This window comes from Clostridium neuense (assembly GCF_045310695.1).
Taxonomy (GTDB): domain Bacteria; phylum Bacillota; class Clostridia; order Clostridiales; family Clostridiaceae; genus Clostridium_S; species Clostridium_S neuense.
In genome coordinates this window covers 178,266-203,619 of record NZ_JBJIAA010000007.1, presented here as the reverse complement: position 1 = coordinate 203,619, position 25,354 = coordinate 178,266, and the positions used below count along the sequence as shown (strand labels likewise).

At 29.4% G+C, this 25,354-nt stretch carries 19 protein-coding genes and 1 other annotated feature; of the genes, 9 read left to right on the top strand and 10 right to left on the bottom strand.

Annotated elements, in window-relative coordinates; all coding sequences use genetic code 11:
* Window positions 1–67: 67 nt before the first annotated feature.
* On the bottom strand, window positions 68–2,710 hold the full coding sequence (locus tag ACJDT4_RS10245) for a valine--tRNA ligase (protein ID WP_406787467.1): 2,643 nt from the start codon (window positions 2,708–2,710) through the stop codon (window positions 68–70).
* Window positions 2,711–2,794: 84 nt separating this feature from the next.
* Window positions 2,795–3,017 (bottom strand) — a binding site (T-box leader).
* Window positions 3,018–3,174: 157 nt separating this feature from the next.
* Between ACJDT4_RS10245 and ACJDT4_RS10240 the strand changes: the two genes are divergently transcribed.
* Window positions 3,175–3,726 carry an RIO2 family protein gene (locus tag ACJDT4_RS10240; RefSeq protein WP_406787466.1) on the top strand — a complete coding sequence of 184 codons (552 nt, stop codon included), beginning with the start codon at window positions 3,175–3,177 and terminating at the stop codon, window positions 3,724–3,726.
* Between the two features lie 43 nt (window positions 3,727–3,769).
* On the opposite strand, the gene ACJDT4_RS10235 is transcribed toward ACJDT4_RS10240, so the two are convergent.
* Window positions 3,770–8,044 carry an acyl-CoA dehydratase activase-related protein gene (locus ACJDT4_RS10235; RefSeq protein WP_406787465.1) on the bottom strand — a complete coding sequence of 1,425 codons (4,275 nt, stop codon included), beginning with the start codon at window positions 8,042–8,044 and terminating at the stop codon, window positions 3,770–3,772.
* 555 nt (window positions 8,045–8,599) lie between these two features.
* Here ACJDT4_RS10235 and ACJDT4_RS10230 point away from each other — a divergent pair.
* A complete protein-coding gene (locus tag ACJDT4_RS10230) occupies window positions 8,600–8,953 on the top strand; it encodes a tetratricopeptide repeat protein (RefSeq protein ID WP_406787464.1) in 354 nt (117 codons plus the stop codon).
* A 247-nt stretch (window positions 8,954–9,200) separates the two neighbouring features.
* On the opposite strand, the gene ACJDT4_RS10225 is transcribed toward ACJDT4_RS10230, so the two are convergent.
* The 6 genes from ACJDT4_RS10225 to ACJDT4_RS10200 all read right to left on the bottom strand — a co-directional run bounded on the left by ACJDT4_RS10225 (window position 9,201) and on the right by ACJDT4_RS10200 (window position 15,700).
* Entirely contained in the window at window positions 9,201–10,379 is a 1,179-nt protein-coding gene (locus ACJDT4_RS10225) for a transglutaminase-like domain-containing protein (RefSeq protein ID WP_406787463.1), read from the bottom strand.
* A gap of 18 nt (window positions 10,380–10,397) precedes the next feature.
* The gene (gene recX / locus ACJDT4_RS10220; RefSeq protein WP_406787462.1) at window positions 10,398–11,045 is read right to left on the bottom strand and encodes a recombination regulator RecX; all 648 of its coding nucleotides are present in this window, start codon (window positions 11,043–11,045) and stop codon (window positions 10,398–10,400) included.
* A gap of 1 nt (window position 11,046) precedes the next feature.
* Complete coding sequence (locus ACJDT4_RS10215; protein ID WP_406787461.1) at window positions 11,047–12,297, bottom strand: M16 family metallopeptidase; 1,251 nt, start codon at window positions 12,295–12,297, stop codon at window positions 11,047–11,049.
* Between the two features lie 201 nt (window positions 12,298–12,498).
* On the bottom strand, window positions 12,499–13,458 hold the full coding sequence (locus tag ACJDT4_RS10210; protein ID WP_406787460.1) for a restriction endonuclease: 960 nt from the start codon (window positions 13,456–13,458) through the stop codon (window positions 12,499–12,501).
* 18 nt (window positions 13,459–13,476) lie between these two features.
* Window positions 13,477–15,066, bottom strand: coding sequence for a glycoside hydrolase family 57 protein (locus tag ACJDT4_RS10205; protein ID WP_406787459.1), 1,590 nt, complete (start codon window positions 15,064–15,066; stop codon window positions 13,477–13,479).
* A gap of 121 nt (window positions 15,067–15,187) precedes the next feature.
* Window positions 15,188–15,700, bottom strand: coding sequence for a DUF4912 domain-containing protein (locus tag ACJDT4_RS10200; protein ID WP_406787458.1), 513 nt, complete (start codon window positions 15,698–15,700; stop codon window positions 15,188–15,190).
* A 177-nt stretch (window positions 15,701–15,877) separates the two neighbouring features.
* Between ACJDT4_RS10200 and ACJDT4_RS10195 the strand changes: the two genes are divergently transcribed.
* The 7 genes from ACJDT4_RS10195 to greA all read left to right on the top strand — a co-directional run bounded on the left by ACJDT4_RS10195 (window position 15,878) and on the right by greA (window position 22,136).
* Window positions 15,878–16,573 (top strand): L,D-transpeptidase family protein, encoded by a 696-nt coding sequence (locus tag ACJDT4_RS10195; RefSeq protein WP_406787457.1) that lies wholly within the window; start codon window positions 15,878–15,880, stop codon window positions 16,571–16,573.
* A gap of 148 nt (window positions 16,574–16,721) precedes the next feature.
* Window positions 16,722–17,576, top strand: coding sequence for a patatin-like phospholipase family protein (locus tag ACJDT4_RS10190; RefSeq protein WP_406787456.1), 855 nt, complete (start codon window positions 16,722–16,724; stop codon window positions 17,574–17,576).
* Window positions 17,577–17,680: 104 nt separating this feature from the next.
* Window positions 17,681–18,604, top strand: coding sequence for an acyl-CoA dehydratase activase-related protein (locus ACJDT4_RS10185; RefSeq protein WP_406787455.1), 924 nt, complete (start codon window positions 17,681–17,683; stop codon window positions 18,602–18,604).
* On the top strand, window positions 18,576–19,673 hold the full coding sequence (locus ACJDT4_RS10180; protein ID WP_406787454.1) for an acyl-CoA dehydratase activase-related protein: 1,098 nt from the start codon (window positions 18,576–18,578) through the stop codon (window positions 19,671–19,673). The genes ACJDT4_RS10185 and ACJDT4_RS10180 overlap by 29 nt, the downstream gene beginning before the upstream one ends.
* Window positions 19,654–20,613 (top strand): acyl-CoA dehydratase activase, encoded by a 960-nt coding sequence (locus ACJDT4_RS10175; RefSeq protein WP_406787453.1) that lies wholly within the window; start codon window positions 19,654–19,656, stop codon window positions 20,611–20,613. Before ACJDT4_RS10180 ends, ACJDT4_RS10175 begins: the two co-directional genes overlap by 20 nt.
* A 127-nt stretch (window positions 20,614–20,740) precedes the next feature.
* A complete protein-coding gene (locus tag ACJDT4_RS10170) occupies window positions 20,741–21,523 on the top strand; it encodes a PilZ domain-containing protein (protein ID WP_406787452.1) in 783 nt (260 codons plus the stop codon).
* 145 nt (window positions 21,524–21,668) lie between these two features.
* On the top strand, window positions 21,669–22,136 hold the full coding sequence (gene greA / locus ACJDT4_RS10165; protein WP_406787451.1) for a transcription elongation factor GreA: 468 nt from the start codon (window positions 21,669–21,671) through the stop codon (window positions 22,134–22,136).
* 56 nt (window positions 22,137–22,192) lie between these two features.
* Here greA and ACJDT4_RS10160 read toward each other — a convergent pair whose 3' ends face one another.
* Together ACJDT4_RS10160 and ACJDT4_RS10155 are read right to left on the bottom strand one after the other, a co-directional pair.
* Complete coding sequence (locus tag ACJDT4_RS10160; protein ID WP_406787450.1) at window positions 22,193–24,097, bottom strand: LTA synthase family protein; 1,905 nt, start codon at window positions 24,095–24,097, stop codon at window positions 22,193–22,195.
* 43 nt (window positions 24,098–24,140) lie between these two features.
* Window positions 24,141–25,211, bottom strand: coding sequence for an AI-2E family transporter (locus tag ACJDT4_RS10155; protein ID WP_406787449.1), 1,071 nt, complete (start codon window positions 25,209–25,211; stop codon window positions 24,141–24,143).
* Window positions 25,212–25,354: the final 143 nt, after the last annotated feature.

Here is a 25,354-nt window from a genome sequence, read left to right as displayed (position 1 = left end):
AATATATAATAAGTATATAGGAACTACTCCTATATACTTATTATATTGTAATAAATATTAATATATTTTACAAGGCATTTATTCTTTCTTCTACAGCTTTAAGCATTTTTTCATATTTTTCACCCTTTGCCTTTTCCTCTTCAACAACCGCTGCTGGTGCTTTTGCTACAAAACCTTTATTAGAAAGCTTTTTACTAACCCTTTCAATTTCTTTTACTAATCTTTCTTTTTCTTTATTTAATCTTTCAATTTCTTTTTCTTTATCTATAAGTTCAAAAAGCGGTAAGAATATTTCTGCTCCTTTTGTTACTGCTGATACAGCATTTTCTGGGACTTCAGTCTTCGAATTTATGAACACAACCTCTGAAGCAGATGCAAGTTTTTCAAAATAACTTTTTCCTTCTTCAAAAGCTTTTTTGCTTTCATCTCCAGCGAGTATTATTACTTTAGCCTTCTTTGAAGGTGGAACATTCATTTCAGCTCTTACATTTCTAATAGCTTTTACAGCTTCTATTACATAATTCATAGCCTCAACTGAAGCTTCATCATGAAGTTTTTCATCATATTCTGGCCATTTAGAAATACTTATAGACTTATATTCTCCACCAATATGCTGATATATCTCTTCAGTTATATAAGGCATAACCGGGTGAAGTAATTTAAGTCCTACTGTAAGAACATTATAAAGCACATTAAATGCTACACCCTTTGCTTTTTCATCATCACCATACATTGCTGGTTTTACAAGTTCTATATACCAATCGCAGAATTCGTTCCACATAAAGTCATAAACCTTTTGTGCTGCAATTCCAAGTTCAAATTTATCTATATTTTCAGTTACTTCTTTTGCAAGATTATTAGCTTCAGATATTATCCATTTATCGGCCAAAGTGTATTCAGTGCAATTTTTATATTTTTCCATTATATCCTTGTCAAGATTCATAAGTACAAATCTTGATGCATTCCATACTTTATTTGCAAAGTTTCTTGCTGCTTCAACTTTTTCAGTTTTATATCTTATATCATTTCCTGCTGAATTTCCTACTATAAGAGTAAACCTAAGTGCATCAGCGCCATATTCATCTATAACATCAAGTGGATCTACACCATTTCCAAGTGATTTTGACATTTTTCTTCCTTCAGCATCTCTTACAAGTCCGTGAATATATACATGATCAAACGGAACTTCTCCCATATTATGAAGTCCTGAAAATACCATTCTTGCTACCCAGAAAAAGATTATATCATAGCCTGTAACAAGTGTATTTGTTGGATAAAAATATTCTAGATCTTCAGTTTTATCTGGCCATCCAAGAGTTGAGAAAGGCCAAAGTGCCGAACTAAACCAAGTATCAAGAACATCTTGATCTTGCTCAAGGTTTTTACTTTTACATTTGCTACATTCACAAGGTGCCTCAACTGATACTGTTATCTCACCACAATCCTTACAATACCATACTGGAATCCTATGTCCCCACCAAAGCTGTCTTGATATACACCAATCTTGAATATTCTCCATCCAGTTATAATAAATCTTATCAAATCTTTCTGGTACAAATTTAGTCTTTTTATTCCTGACTGCTTCTATGGCAGGCTCTGCAAGTGATTTCATTTTTACATACCATTGTTTAGAAATCATTGGTTCAATTACACTGCCGCATCTATCATGAGTACCAACATTATGAACATGCTCTCTAATTTTTACAAGAAGGCCTGCTTTTTTAAGATCTTCTACCATTATTTTTCTTGCTTCATACCTATCAAGTCCAGAATACTTTCCATAACCATCCGCTATAGTTCCATCGTTATTTAAAATAACTATTTCTTTTAAATTATGTCTCTTTCCAACTTGATAATCATTAGGATCATGTGCAGGGGTTATTTTAACTGCTCCTGTACCAAACTCCATATCAACATAATCATCTGCAACAATTGGTATTTTTCTACCAACAAGTGGAAGTATAAGTGTTTTTCCAACAAGATGAGAATATCTTTCATCCTTTGGATTTACTGCAACTGCTGTATCACCAAGAAGTGTCTCTGGTCTTGTAGTTGCAATCTCAATACATTCGTCACTACCTTCAACAGGATAATTAATATGCCAAAAAAATCCTGACTGCTCTTCGTATTCTATTTCAGCATCTGACAATGCGGTTTGACATTTAGGACACCAGTTTGTTATTCTGTTACCCTGATATATAAGTCCTTCATTGTATAATTTTACAAATACAGTTCTAACAGCCTTACTTAATTTTTCATCCATCGTAAAGCTTTCTCTTGTAAAGTCAGCAGAAACTCCCATTTTTTTAAGCTGATTTCTTATTCTACCTCTATATTCATCAGACCATTCATGAACTTTTTCTAGAAAAACCTCTCTACCCATTTCTTTTTTCTTAAGGCCTTCTTTTAATAATTCTTTTTCAACTTTAACCTCTGTAGCTATACTTGCATGATCCTCTCCAGGAAGCCACAATGTACAGTATCCCTGCATTCTTTTTGTTCTAATAAGAAAATCCTGCAGTGCATTATCAAGTGCATGGCCTAAGTGTAATTTTCCCGTTATATTTGGAGGCGGCATTACTATGCTGTATGGTTTCTTTGATTTATCAACCTCTGGTGTAAAAAATCCTTCACTTTCCCAATAATCATATATTCTTTCTTCAAATTCTTTTGGATTATAAGTTTTTGCAATATTATTTGAATCATCCATATAAAAAATCTCCCTTTCTATTTTATACTTTTCATTTGAAATAGTTTAAATTAATTTCATGCAAATAAAAAGCACAGTAATCCCAAAAAGGACGACTGTGCGCGTTACCACCTTTATTCTTGAAATATAAAATCTATTTTCAAGCTCTCAATACATAACGGTAAGAATCCCCGCTTCTATCTACTATAATTTCAATAGAAGTGCTCCGAAGCTACCTTCAAAGTATTTCACATAGGAAGCCTTTCAGCAATATAACTTCCCTCTCTTAATGCTTTATACTCCTACTCCTCTTCATCAAAGCATAATTATATAAAACAACTATGTATATATTATAGACTATTTTTAACTTATGTCAATATATTTTAATATAAAAATAATGTAACACTTACCTTTCATTTTTTATACTCTAATAGTAAGGTACTCTTAATTTATCTCTTACGTTAGATTAAAAGAAGGTGTAAAAATTGAAACAAAAAAATTGCCACAATAATACTGTAATAAGACTCGATGAATGTACTTTTCTTGGTAAAGGTCATAGTGGCAGCGTATATCTTATGAACAATGGCAAAGTTGTAAAAATATTTAAAAATCCGGAAACCTGTAAAGAAGAATACTATATTCTAAAAAAACTTTCAGATGGTCCCTATTATCCAAAGCCCTTTGAATTTCATAATCATTATATGATAAGAGAATATATAGGTGGAACAAATATAAGAGAATATATTAAAAAAAATGGAACCTCTGAAAATTTAATTATAGAAATAATCAAATTTTTATGTTATATAAAAGAAAATGGCTTCAAAAAAATAGATGTAAGATTCGCACATATATTTGTTCAAGAAGACACTTCAATAAGAGTTATAGATCCAAGAAATTCTTATACAAAAAAAGTTTACTATCCCAAACACCTTATTGGGGATTTGGAAACAGTAAATTCTCTTGATTTATTTTGGGATATTTTAAAGGATAGTAAGCCTTATTTATTTAGAAGCTGGTATAGAAAGATGCAGAAATAACATTTCTGCACCTAACTTTAAATAACAAATTCTATTTATTTACTTACTTTCTAGAAGCAGCTATTTCTTGCTTTGAATTAGCCTCACAGCTGTCAACATCACTACTTAAGTTTTTAAATGCTGTAGACATCATAAGCTTTATTCTATTAAGCTGGTTAACCTCACTTGCACCCGGATCAAAATCTATAGGAGATATATTAGCCTTAGGATATCTTCTTTTAAGTTCCTTAATCATACCTTTTCCAGTTATATGATTAGGTAAACAAGCGAATGGCTGCATGCATATTATATTTTCCGTACCACTCTCTATAAGTTCTACCATCTCTGCTGTAAGGAACCAACCTTCCCCCATTTGATTTCCAATAGAGACTATATCAGATACTCCTTTTGCAAGCTCCTGTATAGACTTAGGAGAATCAAATCTTTTACTGTTAGCTAATGCATTTTTCATAGGTTTTCTAAACCATTCTATTGCTTTAATCAAAACATCACCAATAACCTTAGCCTTTTTAGGAGTTCCAAGATATCTATTCTTAAAAGTCTCATTATAAGCTGAATAAAGGACAAAATCCATAAGGTCAGGCATAACCGCTTCGGCTCCTTCTGCTTCAATAGTATCCACAATATTATTATTTGCTGTAGGATGAAATTTAACAAGTATCTCACCAACGAGGCCAATCTTAGGTTTTTCTTCTTCATTTATTTCAAAAGTATCAAATTCATGTATTATATCATTTATATTATTTTTAAAACTATTGAGCTTTGTATTTTTAACATCCTCTTTGCATACTTTAACCCATTTATCATAAAGAGCATTTGCTGATCCTTTTACTTTTTCATATGGCCTTACCTTATACAATACTCTCATAAAAAGATCTCCATAGAGGACTGCCTTAATTGCTTTTATTCCAGTTGATACAGAATATTTAATTCCCGGATTCTTTTCTATCTTTTGAGCACTTATTGCAATTACAGGTACATTTTCAAATCCTGCTTCTTTAATTGCTTTTCTTATAAAACCAATATAATTTGTTGCTCTACATCCTCCCCCAGTTTGAGAAATTAGTAAAGATGTATTGTTAACATCATATTTTCCCGATTTAAGAGCAGCTATCATCTGTCCTGTAACTATTATAGATGGATAACATGCATCATTATTCACATACTTTAAGCCCTCATCAACACATTCCTTATCAACAGATGGAAGTACATCAACATTATACCCTTCACTTCTAAAAGCTTGCTCTAAAAATTGAAAATGTATTGGTGACATTTGTGGACAAAGTATAGTATGTTTTTTCTTCATTTCTTTTGTAAAAACTAATCTCTTAGTAGGTTTACTTATTCTTATAGGTTTTATATTATTAGCATCTCTTTCACTGATAGCAGCTTTAAGCGATCGTATTCTTATCCTTATAGCTCCTAAATTGTTTCCTTCATCTATTTTTATAACAGTATATATTTTTCCAAAGTTTTGAAGTATTTCTTGAACTTGATCTGTAGTAACTGCATCAAGCCCACACCCAAATGAATTCAATTGAACAAGTTCTATATTATCTTGTGTTGCAACAAAACTTGCTGCTGCATAAAGTCTAGAATGATATACCCACTGATCTACAACTCTAAGTGGTCTTTCAACATTTCCAAGATGTGCAACAGAATCTTCTGTAAGCACTGCCATCCCATAACTTGTTATAAGTTCTGGAATACCATGGTTTATTTCAGGATCTACATGATATGGTCTTCCAGAAAGAACTATTCCCTTTTTACCTGTATCCTTCAAATATTTTAGAACTTCTTCTCCCTTTTTTCTTATATCCTGCCTTACATTTTCTTGCTCTTCCCATGCCTTACTTACAGCCTTTTCAACTTCATCCTTTGAAATTCCGAAATCACAAAGCTCCTCATAAAGTCTCTTATTTAATTTTTCTTTATTATCTAAAGCTACAAAAGGATTTTTAAATATTATATCTTTAGATCTTAATCCATCAATATTATTCTTTAAAACCTCAGCATAAGAGGTAACAATAGGACAATTATAGTGATTATTAGCACCTAGCTGCTCCTTTTTTTCATAAGGAACACAAGGATAAAATATAAATTTTATTCCCCTTTTCATGAGGCTAACCAAATGACCATGACTTAGCTTTCCTGGATAACATACTGATTCAGAAGGTATCGTATCCATACCCATTTCATATATTTTCTTAGAAGATCTAGGTGAAAGTTCAACTCTAAATCCAAGTTCTGTAAAGAAAGTAAACCAAAATGGATAATTCTCGTACATATTTAAAACTCTTGGTATACCAACTGTACCTCTTTTAGGATCTTTAAGAGGAATATATCCAAATACCCTTTTGTACTTATAATCATACAAATTTGGTATATCATTCTTTTTTACATCATTTCCTGAACCTCTTTCACACCTATTACCAGTTATAAATTTTCTTCCATCAGAAAACTCATTTATAGTCAAGAGGCAATTATTAGCACATTTTCCACACCTCTTCATGGAAATCTCAGTGCTAAAACCTTCAAGTTCCTCCTGCTTCAAAATAGTAGCTTCATGTCCACTAACATATTTTTCTTTAGCTATTATTGCTGCTCCAAAAGCACCCATAAGTCCTGCAATGTCTGGCCTTACAGCTTCTCTTTCAGATATAAGCTCAAAAGCTCTAAGCACAGCATCATTATAAAAAGTTCCTCCCTGAACTATTACCTTGGTACCAAGTTCTTCTGGATTTCTAACCTTTATAACCTTAAATAATGCATTTTTTATTACAGAGTATGAAAGTCCTGCTGATATATCTCCTACCTTAGCTCCCTCTTTTTGGGCTTGTTTAACTCTTGAATTCATAAAAACAGTACATCTTGACCCTAAATCTACTGGATTTAAAGATTTAAGTGCAGCCTTTGCAAATTCTTCAACCGTCATGTTTAAAGACTTAGCAAAAGTTTCAATAAATGAACCGCATCCTGATGAACATGCTTCATTTAAAGTAACAGAGCTTATAACTCCATCATTTATTCTTATACACTTCATATCCTGTCCACCGATATCGAGTATAAAATCTACACCTGGCAGAAAAAAGTCTGCTGCCTTATAGTGTGCTACAGTTTCAACTTCCCCAATATCAACACAAAGTGCAGCCTTAATAAGCCCTTCTCCATATCCTGTAACAGCACTATTTACAATCTCAGCACCTTGTGGAAGTTTTTCATATAAATCCTTAAGTATTTTTATTGTAAGCTTAAGTGGACTTCCTTCATTGCTTCCATAATAAGAATATAAAAGTGCACCTTCCTTTGATATAAGTGCAGCTTTAGTAGTCGTAGAACCGGCATCTATTCCTAAAAAACATTCCCCTTTATATTCTTCAAGCTTCTCCGTTTTTATCTTACTTTTGCCGTGTCTATCCTTAAAGCTCACATAATCATGTTCATCCTTAAACAGTGGTTTTAATCTTTGAACTTCATAAGTTTCCTTACTGCTAAGCTTTAAAAGCCTTTTCTTAATTTCCTTAAAGCTAATAAAATCCTCGTTTTTAGCAGCTAAAGCTGCACCCATTGCAACAAACAACTGAGAATTCTCAGGAAAAATCACTTCATTTTCTCCTAAATTTAAAGTTTCTATAAATCTTTGTCTAAGCTCAGAAAGAAAATACAATGGTCCTCCTAAAAAAGCAACTTTACCTTTTATAGGTTTTCCGCAAGCAAGTCCACTAATAGTTTGATTAACTACAGCTTGAAATATTGATGCAGCAATATCCTCCTTTGCCGCTCCTTCATTTAAAAGTGGCTGAACATCAGTTTTAGCAAAAACTCCACATCTTGCAGCAATTGGATATATACATTTATGCTTTTGAGCAAGCTTATTAAGTCCTGCAGCATCTGTCTTAAGAAGCGTTGCCATTTGATCTATAAATGCACCAGTTCCCCCAGCGCATGTGCCATTCATTCTTTGCTCAACAGCTCCACCAAAGTATGTTATTTTAGCATCCTCTCCACCTAGTTCTATAGCAACGTCGGTTTCAGGAATAAATTTTTCTATAGTTTTTGTGCAAGCAATTACCTCTTGAGTAAAACCAACATTAAGCCATTTTGAAACTGATAAGCCACCCGAACCAGTAACCATGACCTTTACATTTTCATCTTTAAATTTGTCATAGGCTTCTGTTATAATTTCTACAATAGTTGATTTTATATCAGAAAAATGCCTTTTGTATTTATTATATATAATATCTTCATTGCTATTAAGCATGACAATTTTTACAGTAGTTGAACCTACATCAAGTCCCAATTTAAAAATATTATTCATATTTACCTTCCTATCATATAATTTTATACTACAAATTTTCTAATAGAATTTGTTTAAAACATACAATATTAGCGATGCATTTCCATATCACCCTATTTTGTATTAATTAAATACAAATCACCTAAAATATCAAACTTATTTATATAAAAACATTACTTTTAGGCAATTTAATCCACATGAATTTCGCTAATTGAAACAATTTACCTACATTATATTAATTTTATAAGCAACCTAATTATAACACATAAATTTATAAAACAACAAGATTATAATAGTTATTTAATAATAATAACTATTGAACTTTATCCTCCTTTAATTCTTCATTAATTAATTTATTCTATTTATAAAAATAAAGCACCTCAAAACTTTAAATTTATTTGTACCAAAATGCCGTCTTCTGGTGATTATGGTGCATATATATTTTGTAGTTGAGCTAACTTCACTATATATTTTAAAAATTAAGGTTTGTCACTCAAAATAAAATACTTTTGAATATTATTACATATATTGGTTATAAATTATATGTATAAAATAATTTTATTAGGAGGAAACTATATGGCCTATTTTGACAAAGGAATAGAATATTACAATAAAAAAAATTATAAAAAAGCTATTGAAATGTACTGCAAAGCTATTGAAATGAAAGAAAACGAAACCGCTTCAATGTATAATGCAGCAGTTTGTTTTATAAAATTAAAAGAATATATAAACGCTATTCAACTTATAAGAGCGGCTTTAGAAAGAAAAGAAGACAGTAGATATTACTTTAATTTAGGCTACTGCTATGCAATGCTTAAAGAAAACAAGCTAGCCTTAATATACTTTAACAGAGCTTGGGCTCTAAATAATGCTGATACAGAATGTGAAAAAGCAATAAATATATTGCTTGGGAAATTAAGATCAGCTTAAATAATTCAATCAAAATATTTTTCAAAGCAAACCAATACATTTGTTAAGTTCATCTTTGCTTAAAGTAACATAGCTAGCCCATTATGCAATTTATATAATTTTAGGAATACTGTTTATAATTAATAAAGCATATGTCCATTTAAATATTTGGACAATGTATTTAAGTGAGCAACAAATTATAAACAAGTAATCCCTTTAATCGTTAATCACACAAGTTTTATCAATATTTTTTAAATTGCATCTCCCCTTACCATTCACCTATAATTTTAGCATCCTTATGATCCATTGAAAACATTGCTTTATTAAAGTAATTTCCACCCTTTGCAAAAGTAGTATCAACATTTATCCATTTACCACTTTCAGGTATATAAACTTGATTCCATGCATGACTTACCCAGGACACTCCATTAAAGCCCTGTCCAGTTACAAGCCTTACTTTCATATTATTCGCTCGTGCCATAGCAACATATAAACACGAATAATCAAAACATATGCCTTTTCTAGTATTGAAAGTATAAATAGCACCTGACTTCACATCGTAATCATTGTTAAGAACCAAATTAGCCTTATTATAATCATATGATATATTATTCCCTATCCATTCATATATCTTTCTCGCTTTACTTTCAGTACCAACTTCATTAAGAACAAGATTCTTTGCAAAATTATCAATTTGACTATCTGAAGCAACTCCCTCATCAAGAGTTACCCCATTATAATAAACAATTGTTTTTCCATTATCTACGCTATTAGATGAATCATTACTATCTGGTACGCTAATCGTATCCTTTTGCTTGTATACAATTTTAAAAGAATTATCTATAATTGATGGAAGTTTTTTAGCTAAATTTGAACTTGTAACGGGAAGAATAACTTGTTTACACAAATATCCATATACTTCAGACGATTGTAAATACCCATTTAAATTTTTATTTAAATTTACCATAGATAATATATTTAATACAAATAATACCGTTATAACATAACATATTGATCTTGGAATTTGTACTATTGCACCCAGTAGTCTCTTTACTATACTACTTTTATTGGAAATCATTCTATCTATTCCATCGAATAATCTATAAAAAATAAGCCTATTTATAAAATTAAATAAAGTTCTAATAATAATATAAATTAAATAAACTAATATTGGTATGAGTACAAAATACAATACCATTGGCTTCTTTTCTACAAAACTATATATATTTGCTGGCAGAAAACTATATAGTTTATTTATATTCTCCATTGAAAACAATTTTTTAGAATATCTTATACCTATAAAAATTGCTACTATAAAAGCTACGCTATTTACTACACCTTCCCAGTCCCTTTTAAGGTCATAGGAAGAAAACTTAAATAAAAAACCTTTTAAAAGTGGATATACAAAGCAAACAATTATAAAAATAGTCACAGGATTTACTTTCAAATAAAATCATCTCCTACATTATTCAAAGTCACTACTATTAAACAACTCATTTGAAACTAATTTTACTTCACTCCACGAATATCCTTTTCTAAGCAAATAGTCACACAGCTTTTTTCTAAGTTTAATCTGTTCCAGATTCTGCTTTTTAAGACTATTGTACTTTTTTTCAGCAATTTTTCTTAATGAATTTATATATTCGTCCTCATCTTTATCATAAAATCTAAATCCTTCATCTATAGTACTTTCTGCTATTCCTTTTTTTAGTAAATTGAATTTTATTTTCTTTTTTCCATCGACTTTAAGTTTTTCTTTCATATAGCACTTTACATATTTATAATCATCTACAAAATCATATTGCCTCAGAAAATCCATAACCTTATCAATTACGTTCTTTTCAAAACCTTTATTTTGCAATTTATCTATAACTTCTTTCTCCGTCTTCAAGGTCCTTTCTATAATCCTAAGAGCTGTTTCTTTGCAATAAATATAATTATCCTCATTAGCTACTTCTTTAATATAATCTAAATCTACATTCCTGCCCTTTTCTAAATTGTATCTATAAACTAACTCCATGCTGCACGAAAAAGAATATTCTTCATTTATATATATATTTACTCTTTCCCTTTTATTTTTCTGTGCCTCAATTTTCGTTATAGTATGCTTCAATCTAATCACTTTCCTTTGAAGTCAGTATATGAATAGTTGGATTACTTAAAACTTTATTAGCAACCATAGTTATATCATTACAATTCACTAAATCTACATTTTTTATATCTTCTAAAAACTCATATATGTTTTCTCCATCCAAACACTGATGAAGTACATAATTAGACAAATCAGTAGTATCCTCTATTGTAGATACCACTGCAGTTTTAAGTACCTTTTTCATTACTGCAATAGATTTGCTTTCTATAAAGTTTTTTTCACATTTTATTTTTTCAAGGCATTTATCTATACACATAGCAGCAGAATCAATATTTCCTTTTCCAACAGCCGTGTATATGTACATCGTCTTCACATACTTTGAAGTGTTAAGTTCAGAATATATATCATATGCAAGTCCTTTTTTTTCCCTAATCTCTCTAAATAGAATGCTATTAGCACTTTCTCCCAATCTATAATTAAGTATTTTTAATGCCATTTCCTCCATTCTTGTTAAACCATGAAATGTAAACATATATATTATAGTACTTTGCTCTATATCATTTCTATATGAAACCTTCTTTACAGGCAAATTTTTTTCAGCCAAAATATTTCTTTTTATTATATCTTTCTTAGCCCAACTGTCAAAATACTTTTCAATATTACATATAACTTCTTCATGTCCTATATTGGAAACTATTACAATACAGCAATTGTTTGGCAAGTAATACCTTTTATAAAAATCAACTAAATCTTCACTTGTAAACTTGTTTATATTTTTTTCACTACCTATAGTATCATATTTCAGCGGTCCCCTTGAAAAACCAATTTCATGAACTTTATTAAAACTGTAGTCTTCAATATCATCCTTTACACTTCTAATTTCAGATAATATAACTTCTTTTTCTTTATTAAATTCTGTTTTATCAAATACAGCATTTCTTATCATATCTGAAATTAAGTATAAGCTCCTATCAAGCTCTTCATTTAAAGCAGTTACACTATATACTGTGCAATTGTAATCAGTATAAGCATTATACTCCCCACCAAGTTCTTCGAAAGCTTCATTTAACTGTTCGTTATTCATATTGGAGGTTCCTTTAAATACCATATGCTCAATAAAATGTGATATACCTTTTTCTTTATTGTCTTCATAAAGTGAGCCTATCTTAACTCCAAAATGCAGTGAAAATAATTGAGTATTTTTTTTAATGGATATAATTTGGAGTCCATTACTCAATTTAACTTCTTTTAAATCCAACATGTTCTCTTCCATAAAATCTCCCGTTGTTAACATCAATTAAATTTTTATATTTTTTATAGATAAATTATACTCTAAAATGTCATATGCATACAACTAATAAAAATTACTAAGGCATTAATTTTTCTAAAGTTCTAAATATTTTCTAGTAAAATAAATAAAAAAGAGCATTTCGAAATAGAAATACTCTCTTTTTATTTATCCTAAAACTACTTTTTAAATATATACTTTCCTTAATAAAAGCAGCTTTTTAGTGTCTTCACTTAATTCATCGTAATATTCAAATAACTTTAAGACAATATCATCTACTGATAAGTTAATCATAAAAATTTTATCATTAATACTATTTTTAATTGCTTGTGATATAGAATTATTTGAAATAATAAGATACTTATTAACATTATCTCCGTAACTATTTAAAACATTTAATATTGTATTTAAGTCCACTACTTCATCATCATTAAGATGACAAACTCTTATTATGTTCTTTGTAAAACTAAGCTCATCTTCGCTTATAATAAGGTAAGAATTTTCTCTGTCATTGTCATAATTATTACTCACCTTATATTTCATAATACATAATAGCTCTCTTACAAGAAATTTAAATTTGTTTTTGTCCATATTCTTAAGTAATTCTTTAATACATTCTAAAGCTGCATTATATATTTCATTTTCCTTATCCAGGGCCTCTTTAACATTTCCATTACTTACAAGAAGTCTCTCTATTTCTGCATCACAATTAAATATTCTAAATACAATATAATTTTGACTTAAGGAATCCTTAAGTTCCTTAGAAATTAGTTTTTCATGTATATGTTTTTCTACCCATTTTACTTTTAAAACATTAGGTTGTTTAGGATATACCTCTGCCATATACCTATACTCTTCTAAAACTATTCCTATATAATATTCTTTCGTTAGAGCATTATATGTAATTATCCTGTCATTTTTATTTATTTCTCTTGAAAATCTCCAAACTTGACTCTCATATTGTATTCTTTTACCAGGCATTACATTGCTATAAACTTCATCACATCTCATCAAAAGCTTATCTTTAGTTTCATATTCTAAAGGATTTCCAATTTCACTCCATCCAACTGTAACTATGCCATTTTTTATCCAAAAATCAATTAAACTTTCATTGGCTTTATAATTTACCATCCACCAATTTGCCACGAAAACCCCTCCTATATTTTATCCGTTTGCTTTAGCATATATTCTATAATTTATATTTGGAAATATATTGTCTATGCTTTCAATTTTCTCTAAGTTTTTTGCTTGTATATTATTTTTTGTTATGTCATCATAGATTGCTTTAAATCTATTTAGATGACTGTTTATTCTTCTAACTGCATAATCAACTGTAGTATTATTTTTTATAATAAAAGGCCAATCTGATGATTCAGCAAGCATAAGTTCTCTTGCAGCTTGATTTAGAGCTTTTTCTTGAAGTTCACTTGGATCAGTGTAAGTATTAGCAAGCCTTATCATTATTTCCTCACACTTATGCAAATCTCTGTATATCCATTGATTAGAAGAATTTATCCATACAGAGTAATCGCTATTTTCCCCCCAACTTGATGGATTAGGAGTAGAACACTGAACTATAGGATTCATTTTAAGATACTCAGATGGAGTTGTAAGTTCATACGACGTCCAATCTTCAGCACTCTTTCTTATAAATGCATTTATAAAATCTGGTCCTTCAAACCACCAATGTCCATATAACTCAGCATCATATGGGCACGTTATAATAGGAGGCTTATCCATATGCTTTGAAATCTCACTTATCTGATCAGTTCTACATTTAGAAAAATGTGATGCATGCTGCCATACTTTTTGCATTGCCTCATCCCTATTATATATTTCCTTATATTCAGAATTACCAGTTATTTTATAGTATTTAAAACCTGTATCTATTCTTATACCTGATGCATTTATATATGGTTTTATATAATCCATAGGAAGTTCATATCCTATATCTCTATAAAATTCCCTGTAACTAAAATCACCAGGATATCCCATAAAATCACTCCACACTTGATATGATGATTCCATATCCCTTCCAAAAGTACATACCCCATTTGGTACTGCTATAGGAGCATTTGTACCATACATAGGTCTCGGAGAAGCATAAAGTACTGCTTTACTTTCTGATATAAAATATTTTATGCCATATTCTTTAAGCACACTATCCAATGAATAGGTATATGCACACTCAGGAAGCCATATACCTTCTGGACTATGCCCCATAATTTTAGTGTAAGATTCTACACCTGTTGCAATTTGTGCTCTAACCGCTTCCGGATTTACAGAAATAAGCGGTAATAATGCATGTGTGGCCGAACAAGTTATTATTTCAAGACATCCAAGTTTATCAAACTTTTTAAATGCATTCATTAGATTATTATTATATTTTTCGTACGTTTCAAGAAGTCCTTTAAATCTATCATTATAAAAATGTGCAACCTTATTTTCTTGATAATTATTTTTAGTCCTTATTAATTCTTTATTGGAAAGTTCTATAGATTTGTTAAGATATTCAAGATATCTTTCATTTAAGTATTCATCTTGAAGCATAGACATTAAAGGCGGTGTTATAGACATTGTCATTTTAAATTTTATTTTATCACTTAAAATCCCATCGAAAACTTGAATAAGTGGAATATAACACTCACTCATAGCCTCAAACAGCCATCTTTCTTCAAGTGCATCATTAATCTCAGGATGCCTTATAAATGGCATATGACCATGAAGTACAAACGCAACATATCCTTTTTTCAAATTTATTCACTCCAATCAACTTATTTAACCTTAGACGTACAAGCAGGAAATTTAAAATAATTATTTATAATTTCTTTTGAAGTTTTTTCAAAATAATCATTATTATATCTAGAGTAACAAATCATGAGCTTGGGATATGGTCTAATTTTTTTTTTCCATCAACAAATGGATATGGCTTTGGTTCCTTATGCATACAATTTTCATTTTTATTTACACCACATGTTGGCAAGTTGTTGCTTGGAGCAATAAAATCTTCTGATATATCCACATAGTAAACTGCCGAATCACCGGACTGTTTATCCCTAGGTGTTGTAACTGTATTTGATACTGCTAAAGCTACAAAAGTATCATCTACAAGAACTCTTCCAAGCTTCACAAACACATCTATATCATCTTTTTCTAAATTTATAAACCAATTATTAGCAAAAGCATCAATATAAATTGTTTTAATTTCAGAAACAATACCATTTATCACTTCATAAACCTTTAATACTGGTTTGGAATTTTTCCATGAATTTTCCCCATATCTATCTTGAAATCCTTTTATTTCAACAGCTGAAACACTGAAATAACAAAATACCCTATGTGAATTTTGCACAAGCAAAACTATAGATGATTTATCTTCGTCTATCATAACTCCGCCCCCCCAATAATCAACTAGCTAATATAGTATATTATACCGTAAAATACTAATGCTGTCACGAATAAATTTACACATCTACAATAAAACATACATTAAATGGCATCTAAATAAATATATTTTAGTATATATGTACAATATAAGTATAAGAAATTTATTGGAGGAAATTTAATGACTAAATTCAATAAAATACTAGCCGTATTATTATCAATATTATTGTTAGAACTAATTTTTATATTTACTTTATATAAATCAAAAACAAGTATTATATCTAACTATGACCCAAAAAAGAAGACAACAATACTTGTAGATGTAAGTACTAACACTTTAGCTATATTCCAAGATGACAAAATGATAAAAAGCTACACCATTGCATCAGGAAAATCAACTACCCCCTCTCCTATAGGAAATTGGACAATCATAAACAAAGATACCTGGGGCGAAGGCTTTGGAGGAAGATGGATGGGATTTAATGTGCCTTGGGGCAAATATGGAATACATGGAACTACTTCTCCAAATTCAATTGGTTGGTCATCTTCCCATGGATGCATAAGAATGAGAAATAATGATGTTTTTGAATTATATAAAATAATACCAATAGGAACAAAAGTAATAGTAGCTGGTAATCCTTACAGTAACTTTAGCTCAAATCCACGCTTTTTAAAACCAGGCATGCGCGGTTCAGATGTATATGATTTACAATTAATTTTAAAAAATAAAGGCTATTATAATGGTAATCCAGATGGCATTTATGGAGAGGGTATGAGATACTATGTTCATAAATTTCAGAAAGATAATAAACTTTATATAAGCGATACAATTACCACTAATTTCTATAAAAAGCTGGGAATTAAACTTATAGATTAAAAGTATATTTTAATTTTTTGTAAAAGTTTAGCATATGTACTATTTTAAAATTAAAATATATTGTTATAATTGTGATATTAGTAACTTTTTATCCTTAGTTTCTAATAATAATAAAAAACAAGGCATATTATTGAAAGGAGATGATGTTTTGAATAATATAGGTCTCATATTAGAAGGTGGAGGAATGCGCGGAGTATACACATCTGGAGTTCTTGATTTTTTTATGGACAAAAACCTCTACTTTCCCTACATAATAGGTGTATCAATGGGAGCATGCAATGGAGCTTCCTATGTTTCAAAACAGCGAGGAAGAACAAAATCTGCAACAATAGATTTTATTTCCGATCCAAGATACTTAAGTTATAGAAACTTAATTAAACATAAATCTATTTTTGGAATGGATTTTATATTTAACGAAATTCCATCCAAACTATTACCCTTTGATTTTCAAACTTTTTTCAACTATGATGGAGAATTTGTAATTGGAGCTACTGATTGTATTACAGGAAAAGAAGTTTATTTTAATAAGAGCAATTATACACATGAAAACATTCTTGATATAATAAAAGCTTCCAGCAGTCTTCCTTTTATAGCTAAATCCGTAAAAGTGAATAACTTCACACTGATGGATGGTGGACTTTCTGATCCAATACCAATAAAAAAATCTATAAGCGACGGTAACACAAAAAATGTAATTATTTTAACCAGAAGCCATGGCTACATAAAAAAACCATTTAAATTAAAATGGATTGCTTCCAAAAAATATCGCAATTATAAAGGATTATATAATTCACTTATACAAAGATATAAACTTTACAATAATACTATTGAATATATAAACAAACTAAATAAGGATGGCAAAGCATTTATAATTCAACCACAGAAACCTCCTATGGTTGGAAGAACCGAAAAAAACAAAAAGAAACTTATTGATTTATATAATGAAGGATATAAAGACGCAAAAAATAATTATGAAAATCTATTAAACTTCTTGAATGGATAGGATATTAACCCTATCCATTTTTAGTTGCAGTCGTGAATAAAAAATAACGTTTATGGTTAAAATATCTAAATGTATCAAATTACATCAGGAAGGAATGATATACCATGAAAGTTGGAATTCCTAAAGGTTTATTATCTTATAGGTACTATCCTTTTTTTAAAACCTTTTTTAGTGAATTAGGTGCCCAAATTATAACATCTCCAGACACAAACAAGGATATTTTAAATTTAGGAATAAAATATTCAATCGACGAAGCATGTTTACCAATTAAAATTTTTCACGGACATGTTGCATATTTAAAAGATAAATGCGATATAATACTTATTCCCAGAATTATGCAATTAAAAGAATCTGAGTTTATATGTCCAAAATTTTGCGGACTTCCTGAGATGATTGTAAATGATATCTCAAATATGCCTAAAATTATTTCTTTTCCAATATACTCATATAATAAAAAAAGTTTTATAACATTTATAAAAAACTCTGGTGCTATTTTTACAAAAAACATCTACAAAATAAAGAATGCATATTCAAAAGCTCTCCTTGCACAAAAAAGTTCAATTTTGGGAATTCAAGATAAAGACTATAACATTAATATTGCACTAGTAGGCCATCCTTATAACATATATGACACCTATTCAAATCTAAACTTAATTAAAAAATTACATAAACTAGGTATAGGTGTAATTACCGAAGAGGCTATAGACGAAAATTTAATTAATAATGAAACATCAAGTTTATTTAAAAAACCATTCTGGACTTTTGCTAGAGAATCTTATGGTTTCTCAGTTTTTTCAGCAAAAAATAATCTTGTTCATGGCATTATATACATTTCGTCTTTTTCATGCGGAATAGATTCTGTACTAATAGAACTTATAAAAAACAAACTAAAGTCTTTTCCAATGCTAATACTAAAAATAGATGAGCAAACAGGAGAAGCTGGATTTGATACTAGATTAGAGGCTTTTGCAGATATGCTTGAAAGGAGATGCGGTGTAGATGAAAATAACGTTTCCTCATCTTGGTAATACATGCTACGCAGCAAAAGCTGTGTTTGATGGTCTAGGGATAGACTATGTCCTCCCTCCACAAAGTAACAAAAAATGTTTAGAATTAGGATCATTATATTCTCCTGAAGAAATGTGCCTTCCATTCAAAATAATGATGGGAGGATATATAGAGAGCATAAGAAATGGTGCTGATACTGTCCTAATAACCGGAAGCTGTGGTCCTTGTAGATTTGGAGAATATTGCGAACTTCAAATGAACTTACTAAAAAAGCTAGGTTATAATGTTAATTTTATTGTACTAGATAAACCAAGCGCTATTGGTAAAGAAGAATTTTTCAGAAGAATATCAAAAATATCTAATGAAAGTTCTCTAAGTATAAACCAAAAATTAAAAACACTTTATAAAGCTTATAGAATAATAAACCTCTTAGACTATATTGAAAAAGAAGCCCATAAAAAGGCTGGATATGAAGCAAACCTTGGCGATTGTAAAAAGATATTAAGAAACTGCAAAAAAGAAGCCTTTTCATATAATGAACCTGATAAGCTTTTAGAATTCCTTAAGCTTTGTAAAAATAAAATTGACAACGTAAAACTAGACAAAGAAAAACATCCTTTAAAAATTGCTATAATAGGCGAAATATATACTATTATAGAGCCTTTTTCAAATTTTTATATCGAAGATAAGCTCATGGATTATGGCGTATCAACTTCAAGACATTTAAGCCCAAGTTGGTGGTTTAAGGATGCCATGCTTTCTATACTAAAATTAAATTCTATTGACTTGAGATTTAATTCAAGAAAATATTTACCTTATTATATAGGAGGTCATGCAAGGGAATGTATTGGAGAAGCAGTTATGTCAAGTCATTCTGATTTCGATGGTGCTATACAAATTTTTCCTTTAGGATGTATGCCAGAAATTGTAGCAAAATCAATATTGCCTAAAATTTCAAAAGACGAAAATTTTCCTATATTAAGTCTTATAGTTGACGAAATGACAGGTGAAGCAGGATACATTACAAGAATTGAAGCATTTATAGATTTACTTGAAAGGAGAGAAAATAATGTACTACATGGGTGTTGATGTTGGATCAGTAAGTACAGATATAGTTCTTTTAAATAAAAATGCAGAAGTAGTAGAAAGTATCTACCTTCGAACAAAAGGAAAACCAATTGAAGCAATACAAAATGGTTTCAGAATTTTAAAAGACAAATATACAGATAAACAAATATTGGGTGTTGGAACTACTGGAAGTGGAAGACAAATAGCCTCATATCTCATAGGAGGCGACACTGTTAAAAATGAAATCACAGCTCATGCCATAGCAGCCTTAAATTTAGATAAAGATGTAAAAACAATAATTGAAATAGGAGGTCAAGATTCAAAAATAATAATTTTGCGCAATGGAATTGTAAGTGATTTTGCTATGAACACAGTTTGTGCTGCTGGAACAGGCTCATTTTTGGATCGACAAGCTGAAAGATTAGAAATCCCAATAGATAAATTCGGTGAACACGCTTTAAGATCAACTTCTCCTATAAGAATAGCTGGTAGATGTGCTGTTTTTGCAGAATCTGATATGATTCACAAACAACAACTTGGTTACAGTGAAGATGATATTATATGCGGGCTATGTGATGCCCTAGTAAGAAATTATTTAAACAATGTAGGAAAAGGCAAAGAAATATTACCTAAAATTTTCTTTCAAGGCGGTGTTGCCTCAAATATAGGAATAAAACTCTCTTTCGAAAAATCCTTAGGATATAAAATAATAGTTCCGCCTAATCATAAAGTCATGGGGGCTGTCGGAGCAGCTATAATAGCTAAGGATCATATAGAAAGATATAAAGTTCAAACAAATTTCAAAGGCTTTAATTTAGCAAATATAAACTTTGTATCAACCAGCTTTGAATGCAGTGGATGCGAAAATAAATGTGAAGTAGTTCAAATTAAGAACAATGACGAAATAGTAGGATGTTTTGGCGATAGATGTGGTAAGTGGAATAAAAGCACTGCTGTTTAATTTTTGTTTATTTATTTGTAAATATACTTTATAATAATATATATGGTTTATTTTCTTTTATTAGGTATCTTAAGATTTTAAGATACCTAATGATAATAACTTTTATATTTACATGAGGGTGGATGAGATGAAAAATTTTACAGAGCAAAGAAACTTTAAGAGAATCAGATTTAGATGTTTGACAACTTTTTTTATGGTAAATGGTACAAACAAAATTGATGAGGTTGAAATACTAGATATAAGTGAAAGTGGTGTAAAATTAAATTTACTAAAACGACTGCAAATTGGAGACAAAGTCACATTTAAATTTCCTATAGGAAATCTAAATTTGACATGCAATGCGACTATAGTTTGGGGACAAGTAAGCCTTGAGAGAGGATTTGTATATGGCTGCAAATTTGATCTTCTTGCAACTAATAAACAACTTTTGAAACGCATAATAGAAGAATTTTATCACAATAATTTTATATATATTTACAAAGATAAATCAACTAAAATTATAGAAAACATGACCTGTACAATATCCATATCTGTATCGGACATAGACACGCTTTTTCAATATTCAAGTTGGCTGCTTGGTGAGATTAGTGAGTCCAATAAATTAACTCTAGCGATTTTAAGAAATTTGGTTAACAGGTTTGAGGAATATGGAAATAAAAATTTAAATTACTTTAAGGTAAGTATATATGAATATGACGTATTTAAGCAAATATTAGATTTTGCTATTTCTTCCTTGTACTCTGATAATTCAAATATAAAAGCATTAAAATTGGAATCCATTGATATATCAGCATTACAATGTGAAAAAGCAGATAGCTTAAGACACAAGTTTAATTGTTTACCAAATGATATAAAATTAGATATTATTGAAGAAATTGCAAAATATCTATATGATGTAGAGGACAACTAATTTTCAGATTATAACTTAGCATTGACAAAAGTTTATTTATATTCTCTTGAAATAAATTAATTTTAGTAATATTATTATAATAGTGTATGATATATTATTTTCTATCAAAACGAATACATAATTTTAAGATAGTAGGTGTTTATAATTGAACAAAGTTATTTTAACAGAATCCGGAAAAAAGAAGCTTGAAGAAGAGCTTGAATACTTAAAGACAATTAAAAGAGTAGAAATAAAAGAAGCACTTAAGGTTGCAAGAGCTCAAGGTGATTTAAGCGAAAATGCTGATTATAGTGCAGCAAAAGACGATCAGTCTATGAATGAAACTAGAATTCAAGAGATAGAAGAGCTTTTAAAAACTTCTACTGTTGTTGAAACTTCTGTAAATGAAAATGTATTTGATTTAAATAAAACTGCAATGGTTAAATTTTATGATATAGATGAAGTAGAAGAAGTAACTCTTGTAAGTTCAGTGGAAGCAGATGTAAAAAATATGAAAATAAGCATTGACTCTCCACTAGGAAAATCTCTATACAAATTGGAAGTAAATAAAAAGGCAACTGTTGAATCACCTGACGGTAATTATGAAGTTGAAGTACTTAAAATATTAAAATAATTTTTAAACGCAATTAAATTGCTCAAAAATAAGGAAGTTATCATATGATAACTTCCTTATTTCTTTGTCCATGATTTTAATAAATTATGATTTAATAACTCATCAGAATATTCTAATTCCTTAGAACTCTTCTCCTTGGCACTCTTAAGTTCAGGAGTTTCATTAATTTTACTTCCCGTTTTTATATCATAATAAGTATTAGTCCAAGAAACATAAAATACCTTTCCGTCAGTAAAAGATCCATTTCTGAACGTAACCTTTCTATCTGATGTATTAAATATATCTTTACCAAACATATAACTATTTTTTATATTAAACATATTAGCTATAGTCGGATATATATCCATTTGGCCAGCATAAACATGATTTATACCCTTATTTTCATCTTTAGGAAAATGTATCAGCAAAGGTACTTTTTGATACTGATACCAAGCTAAATCATCTGTGCTATTTGAACCTTCAAATTTATATAAATCATTTATATTTTGCTTAGGAATAGCAAAATGGTCACCGTATAGTACAATAATAGAATTATCAGCTATGCCAGAACTTTCAAGCTTATCTAAAAAATCTCCAAGCTGTTTGTCTGTATAATGTATACCTTCTAAATAGTTTCCAAACAATGTATTTTTATAATTTCCAACATCTAAAGTATCCATACCATTTTCATATCCCTTAACATCATTAAATGGATAATGACTACTTAAAGTAATAAGGAAAGAAAAATATGGCTGTTTAAATTGCTGGAGCTTATCAAAAGATTGATTTAAGAAAGATTTATCACTTAATCCCAACCCTACATTTTCATCATCAGTATACTTAGACTGTCCAAAGAAATCATTAAAATCCTCAGTTTTATACATTACATTTCTATTCCAAAAGCCTTCATTATATCCGTGAAGCGCCGCTGTGTAGTACCCCTTCTCTCCTAATTCTTTAGGTAACGCATTCAGGGTATTACCACCATAGGTATAATATGCTGCGCCAGATTGTGCTGGATAAAGTGAATTAAGAGACATAAATTCAGCATCTGAAGTATTTCCGCCAGCAACTTGATAAAAATAATTATCAAAATACATGCTTTTATTTACCCATTTATTTAAATTAGGTGTTATCTCTTTGCCACCAATTTGTTTATTAATAGCAAAGCCTTGAAGCGCTTCTACTTGAATCATTATAAGATTCTTTCCTTTTCCTATACCACTAAACTTATTACTTACACTATTGTTACTTTCAAGATAACTTTTTATCTGCTTTTCTTCACTTTCTGGAAGCTTTTTTGAATTTTTTATCTTTGTGCTCGTAAAATTAAAAGCATCAACTATGTGAAAATTTAAATTTCCTATCATTTTAGTAAGATAGATTCTATTACTCATGGCAGTTAAAAGTGTTGGTTGTTCTGCTGAAACCTTTTTAAAGGTCTTAGCATCCACTACTGTCCCAATAGTAAATATCATTAAAAAAACAACCGTTCTAGCTATCATTGACTGAACTTTAACATTAATTTTCTTATAGTACATTTTAAATAAAGGAATAAAAATTACAATATCGGCTAAATATAAAAAGTCATTAATCTTTATAACATCCGCCACAGCATCCTTTACACCAATTAGTAGCTTAGCATCTCTAACAGCTGAAACAGTTATTATGTCCTTATAATACCTATAATAAGCTAAATCTGCTATTATGAGAATACTAACTATGGTATCGATAATAAATAAATATCTTATCCTTTTTTTATTTTTCAACAAAAACGAAAAACTAAATAGTAATAGTAAAGATGCAATTATGGGTACAATAACACTTGAATCAAAATACTCAGGTGATATACTTTTACCATAGCTCACTAGCTTTATACATAATATTACAAAAAACACAATAACATCGATATTACTTTTAAAGAATTCATTTATTTGCTTTGAAATTTTATTATTAAAAAAATTTTTAATTAGTGTGGGCATTTTCAAATTCACCATCTCTTTTTTCTGAATATTATAAATAAAATTACTGTTTCTTTTTAAACGGCAGTGCAGTTCTTATATTGTTAGAAACCCCTTCAGCAATATTTACACTAAAAACATCAAGTATAAACATAAACAGAGGTATGCCTAAAAGCAACCCCCATGTACCCATAAACTCTTCTGAAACTAAAAGTATTACAAAAGTAAAAAATATAGGTATATGAGTTTTGGATGACATAAGTTTAGGATTAAGGAAATAAGTTTCAACGGAATGAATGATCAGTACCATTATTAAAACATATAAAACCTCTATTGGCCCATTTATTTTAAACGCAATAAGTGATAAAGGCACTAATGAAATTATTACACCCGCTACTGGTACTAAGCTCAATATAAATATCATAAGTCCCAAAGTCATAAGACTTGGAAATCCCATTACAGCAAGGCCAATCACCGATAAAATCGTATTTACAAATGCTATTATTATTTGAGCTTTAATAACTTTACCAAAAGAATTTAAAAAATTATTTCCATAATATATGAAGTATTTATACATACTTGATAGCTTACTCTTTTCAAACTTTCTTCCAAATTTTATAATTTCTCTTTTTTCAACTATGAAGAAAAGACTTAAAATTAATGCTAGAAATGCATTTACACTAACTTTACCTAAACTTGTTGCAAATTCAATGATAAATTTAGCGCCAGGTTCAGTGTACTTTTGAATATCTATCTTATCAATTATAGGAGATACATACTTACCTATAAAAGCATATTTGTCTAAAGCATTAGATCTATAAAAACTCTCGGCTTGTGCTTCAAGATTTTTAGCTTCATTTATAACAACTGGAACATATTTATAAAAAGCTATAACAATAAATGCTATTATTAACATATATAGAATTATTGTGACAATTCCTTCTTTAATTTTCACATATTTCGATAGCCTTGAAACAATAAAAACCTCCGCACTATTTATTAAATATGTAAACAAAAAGGTCAATAGAACTAAATTTAACATTTTTCTAGCAAAATACAATATTAAAATCAAAATAGAAAAAAATATAAACTTTTTAAAAGCTTCTCTACGAATTATCTCCCTTATAAAATCCAATAATATTCCTCCTTTACTGATAATAGTTTACTATTAATCATTTATAATTTCAATGTAAAATTAAATCTATCCAGTAACTTTTTTGTTAAAACTACTTAAACAAATTTGTCACAAAAGTGTCACACAAAAATATTATCATTAAA

Bases quoted from the DNA above. Each gene is read 5' to 3' on its own strand.
- ACJDT4_RS10230 (WP_406787464.1), top strand. From the start codon at position 8,600: ATGGCCTATTTTGACAAAGGAATAGAATATTACAATAAAAAAAATTAT.
- ACJDT4_RS10195 (WP_406787457.1), top strand. From the start codon at position 15,878: ATGACTAAATTCAATAAAATACTAGCCGTATTATTATCAATATTATTG.
- ACJDT4_RS10245 (WP_406787467.1), bottom strand. From the start codon at position 2,710: ATGGATGATTCAAATAATATTGCAAAAACTTATAATCCAAAAGAATTT.
- ACJDT4_RS10235 (WP_406787465.1), bottom strand. From the start codon at position 8,044: ATGAATAATATTTTTAAATTGGGACTTGATGTAGGTTCAACTACTGTA.
- ACJDT4_RS10180 (WP_406787454.1), top strand. From the start codon at position 18,576: ATGAAAATAACGTTTCCTCATCTTGGTAATACATGCTACGCAGCAAAA.
- ACJDT4_RS10200 (WP_406787458.1), bottom strand. From the start codon at position 15,700: ATGATAGACGAAGATAAATCATCTATAGTTTTGCTTGTGCAAAATTCA.
- ACJDT4_RS10170 (WP_406787452.1), top strand. From the start codon at position 20,741: ATGAAAAATTTTACAGAGCAAAGAAACTTTAAGAGAATCAGATTTAGA.
- ACJDT4_RS10215 (WP_406787461.1), bottom strand. From the start codon at position 12,297: ATGGAAGAGAACATGTTGGATTTAAAAGAAGTTAAATTGAGTAATGGA.
- ACJDT4_RS10160 (WP_406787450.1), bottom strand. From the start codon at position 24,097: ATGCCCACACTAATTAAAAATTTTTTTAATAATAAAATTTCAAAGCAA.
- ACJDT4_RS10175 (WP_406787453.1), top strand. From the start codon at position 19,654: ATGTACTACATGGGTGTTGATGTTGGATCAGTAAGTACAGATATAGTT.
- ACJDT4_RS10185 (WP_406787455.1), top strand. From the start codon at position 17,681: ATGAAAGTTGGAATTCCTAAAGGTTTATTATCTTATAGGTACTATCCT.